The sequence below is a fragment of the Nocardioides sp. 31GB23 genome, assembly GCF_040012395.1.
In the GTDB taxonomy this organism is placed as follows: Bacteria; Actinomycetota; Actinomycetes; order Propionibacteriales; family Nocardioidaceae; genus Nocardioides; species Nocardioides salarius.
In genome coordinates this window covers 1-4,123 of the sequence record NZ_JBDYKJ010000126.1, presented here as the reverse complement: position 1 = coordinate 4,123, position 4,123 = coordinate 1, and the positions used below count along the sequence as shown (strand labels likewise).

The window sequence follows — 4,123 nt, the reverse complement described above, 5'->3', positions numbered from 1 at the left end:
CATCACCGACAACATCGGCATAGTTCGAACGTCGGCATAGGACTTCAAATGCCGACGTCGGCATTTGAAGTCGGCCAGCCAGAGTTCGTTCGCGTTGTCGGCCTTGAACTCGTGCCGCGTCACGCCGTGCTTGTCGACGACGGCGCACAGGTCGTCGTGGACCGGCGGCCCTGGCTTCTTGCCGTTGCTGCCGCGCTTCTTGCCGTGCGAGGACCACCAACCCAACTCGGAGCAGATCCTCCAGGCCGTCCGCTCGGCCATCGACTCGCCAGCCTCCTTCGCTTCGTCGACCAGGAATCGGTAGCCGAACTCAGGGTCGTCACGATGCGCGTCGAACAGGGCGTTGGCGCGGTAGGCGGCGGCCAGTTCGGTGTCGGTGACCGGGCACTTCAGCCAGCGGTAGTAGGGCTGGCGTGCGATGTTGAGGACCCGGCACGTCACCGCGACGGTCACCCGCAGCGGGGCGTCCTTTGCGGCCAGCTCGCGGACGAGCGGGTACATCATTTTCCCGGCAGGTTGGCCTGCGAAAGGTACGCAGCAGCGCGACGCAGGACCTCGTTCTCTTGTTCGAGCAGCTTGATCCGCTTGTTCGCTTCACGCAGCGCATCGGACTCAGTCGTCGGGCTCATACGACCTGATGATCGTGATGAGTTCCGTTCGTCGATCGTGAGCCATCGCTTCAGGCACGACGGCGAGATGCCGAAGTCCTTCGCGACCTGGGCAACTGAGGAGTCCGAGTCCTTGTAGACCCGGATCACGTCCTCGCGGAACTCCTTGGGGAACGCCTTTGGCATGGGGAACATCCTTCCAGCGCCGACACATCGACGCAGATTCAGATGTCACCTATCTGTGCAGCAGTCCCTGTCGACATGCGCTCTTCCTAGGTTCAGGCAGGACGCGTGCCGTCCCGCAGTCTCCTAGGTCGACCAGGGGCCCGGGGAGCGATCAGTGCCGGCGCAACGTGGCTCGAGGCCCCCCCGGGCAGCAGAAGGCCCCGATCCGGCTCTCGGGTACCGGATCGGGGCGAGCCAGACAGTAGCCGCGGCCGCCGACACAACGGGCCGCTTTCGACAAGATTGGCCTGGCCGACCGGCCGAGCTCGAGCGGACCGGGGCGAGGTCAGCTGAAGTGTGCCGGCCGGCGCCGCGGCGGTCGGTTGCTGAGCTTCTGCGGAGGCGGAGGCAGTTCGCGGCCCAGGCGCCGGCGTGCTTCGTCGGCGGCCACGATGACCGCCTCCATGGCAAACGCCGAGCGACCGATGGCGCGCCCGAGCTCCTGGCGGTCGGTGACGATCGCGTCCTCGACCGCCTCGATCGTCGAGGCAGGCAGGTCGTGCTTCTTGCTGAAGCTCTTCCTGGTACTCACCTGCGCGCGATGACGTTCGGCGGCCGCGGCAATGTCGGCCCGCTGCTGTGACGCGCGGCGGGCGTGCAGCTCGAGCGCCTGGGCGAGCCAGCCGACGAAGGCACCGGGTGAGTCCGGGTCGGTGTCCAGGTCCGCGATGTACGCCGATCGGGCGAGGTCCCACACGCCGGGCTTCCAGTAGATCCCGACCGGGATCGTGGTCTGGCTCGTCACCTGGTCACTCCCTGGTCTCGTCCGCCGGCGGCCGGCTGCGGCCGCTAACACCAACGCCGCTGCATTCCCGGCCGGGGCACTGCGCAGCTGTTCTCACCGTCCCGCGTTTCCTTCCGTTTCCAGCTCCGAGGGGCGCAGCCGCGCCTCGACGCGACGCCAGCCGAGGCCGCGCCTACGCGGGCGGGTTATCCCCACCATCGGAGACGCGCCCACCTTTCCACAGGTCCGGCCCGAGGGCGGGTAGACGTCGGCTCCCACTGGCAGGCTTAGCCCTGTCAGTTCTTTCTATTCTACTCACGGAGGACAGCCGCATGACCGACACCATCCAGACCCCCATCGACACCCTCGCTCGCGAGGCCACCGAGGAGTTCCTGCACCTGGACCCCGCCGACATCATCATCGGCAGCAACGTCCGCACCGACCTGCGCGCCGACCACAAGGAGTTCCGCAAGTCGATCAAGGAGCGCGGCGTGCTGGAGGCCGTGACCGTCTACCGCAACGAGGACGGGCAGTACGTCCTGCTGCGCGGCCAGCGCCGCACCGTCACCGCCGCCGAGGTCGGCACCCCAACCGGATTCATCCCGGCCCGCGTCGTCCCCCTGCCCGACGAGGCCGACCGGATCGGGGACCAGATGGTGGAGAACATCCACCGCGCCGGGATGCGCGAGACCGAGATCGTTGCGGGCGTCGAGCAGTTGGCCCTGATCGGTGTGAGCGCCGCGCAGATCGCCAAGCGGACCTCCATCGACCGCCCGACCGTGAACGCCGCCCTGGCGGTCACCAAGGCCGACCAGACCCGCAACCGGCTGGAATCCGGCGACCTGACTCTCCAAGAGGCCGCGATCTTCGCCGAGTTCGAGCACGACCCCGATGCCGCCGAGCGCCTGGAGCGTGCACGGACCACGCGCTGGGGCGACTCGGTCGAGCATGTCGCCCAGAAGCTGCGCGACGAAGCCGCCGAGCGCGAGGCGTACGCCGCCGAGGTCGTGCGGCTGCGGGCCGAGGGCCTGCCAGTGCTCTCCGCGCAGGAGGCCGACGAGACGGACGGGTCGCTGGTGCTGGAAGACATGCGCACCCCTGAGGGCGAGCCGGTGCCGGTCGAGGAGTGGCCGAACCTCTCTGGCGTCGCGGTGATCGTCACCGAGGACTGGGAGTACCCCGAGCCGGAGGCCACCGAGGGCGAGGAGGACGCCGACGCCGACGCCGAGGACGAGTACGCCGAGCCGGTGAAGGTCTACCGGCTGTTGTGGGTGGTCACCGACATCGAGGCCAGCGGACTCGTCCACCGGAGCCGTGTCGGTCGCACCGACGACGACCAGGGCGACGACGCCGAGGCTCACGACCCGGGGACCGACGCCGCCGCCGAGGCCGAGGCCGAGGCCCGCCGCCAGGAGCGCCGCCGCGTCATCGCGAACAACAAGGCCTGGGCCAGCGCCGAGACCGTGCGCCGGGACTGGCTGAGTACGTTCGTGGCCCGCAAGACCGCGCCGAAGGGTGCCGAGGCCCTGATCTGCGAGGCCGTCGTCACCGGCCACCACACGCTGAGCAAGGCCATGGAGCACCGGCACCCGAGGCTGTTCGGCCTGCTCGGCATCGACGTGCCCAGCGGCTACTACGGCGCAGGCTACGAGGAGTGCCAAAAGATCGCGACCCGGGCCACCAGCCCCAAGGGCGCGATCATGACCACACTCGCCGCCGTCGTCGCGGCGTGGGAGGACTCCATCGGCAAACACACGTGGCGCAACCCGAGCCAGTGGGACGCCCGCATGCTCGCCGCGCTCATCGAGTGGGGCTACCAGCCCAGCGACGTCGAGCGGCTGCTGATCGGCGAGGAGCCGAGCGACCAAAGCGCCACCGACGACGAGGCCGAGGCCGTCGAGAACGACGCGAGCACCGACGCGGCCTGACCACCCTCTCCCCTTGAGGGCGGTTCTTCCTGTGGAGAACCGCCCTCAGTGGAATAGAAAGAATAGAATGAACGCAGTTCGTTTGATTTCCGACACAGGAGGACCACCGACATGGCACACGAGATCGAGACCCACGGCACCCAGGCAGCGGCCGTCTTCGCCCGCAAGGACGCCTGGCACCGGCTCGGCACCACCGTCCGCGACCGCGCGTTCACCGCCGAGGAGGCCATGAGGCTCGGGCACCTGGGCGGCTGGGACGTCCGCAAGTTGCCTCTCACCACCGCCGAGGTCAGCGACGGCGGCGTCACCCCCATCGAGGTCCCCGGCTTCGCCACGGTGCGCACCAACCCGTTCACCGGAGCACCCGAGGCGCTCGGCGTCGTCGGCGGCGGCTACACGCCGCTGCAGAACGAGGACCACGCCGATTTCCTGAACCTGCTGGCCGACGAGTCCGGCGCGATCTTCGACACCGCCGGGTCGCTGCGCGGCGGGCGGCAGGTGTTCATCACCATGCAGCTGCCGGACTCACTGACGGTCGGCGGCACCGACCGCGTCGACCTGAACATCGCCGCGCTCAACAGCCACGACGGCACCAGCGCGTTCCGCATCCTCGTCACCCCGGTCCGCGTCGTCTGCGC

Annotated in this window: 4 protein-coding genes and 1 pseudogene; 2 read left to right on the top strand and 3 right to left on the bottom strand. The window is 69.0% G+C overall.

Features of this window, described 5'->3' with window-relative positions:
* From ABKW28_RS22570 to ABKW28_RS22560, 3 genes and pseudogenes are all read right to left on the bottom strand, one after another.
* Window positions 1-504, bottom strand: a pseudogene (locus tag ABKW28_RS22570) (hypothetical protein); the annotation flags it as partial.
* The gene (locus ABKW28_RS22565) at window positions 501-794 is read right to left on the bottom strand and encodes an IS3 family transposase (RefSeq protein ID WP_056680686.1); all 294 of its coding nucleotides are present in this window, start codon (window positions 792-794) and stop codon (window positions 501-503) included. The gene ABKW28_RS22565 and the pseudogene ABKW28_RS22570, both read right to left, overlap by 4 nt.
* A gap of 325 nt (window positions 795-1,119) precedes the next feature.
* The gene (locus tag ABKW28_RS22560) at window positions 1,120-1,578 is read right to left on the bottom strand and encodes a hypothetical protein (RefSeq protein WP_056680684.1); all 459 of its coding nucleotides are present in this window, start codon (window positions 1,576-1,578) and stop codon (window positions 1,120-1,122) included.
* A 311-nt stretch (window positions 1,579-1,889) separates the two neighbouring features.
* Between ABKW28_RS22560 and ABKW28_RS22555 the strand changes: the two genes are divergently transcribed.
* Both ABKW28_RS22555 and ABKW28_RS22550 read left to right on the top strand, forming a co-directional pair.
* Entirely contained in the window at window positions 1,890-3,485 is a 1,596-nt protein-coding gene (locus ABKW28_RS22555) for a ParB N-terminal domain-containing protein (RefSeq protein ID WP_056680681.1), read from the top strand.
* 111 nt (window positions 3,486-3,596) lie between these two features.
* The coding region (locus ABKW28_RS22550) for a DUF932 domain-containing protein (protein WP_348613499.1) at window positions 3,597-4,123 on the top strand (527 nt) is incomplete at its 3' end.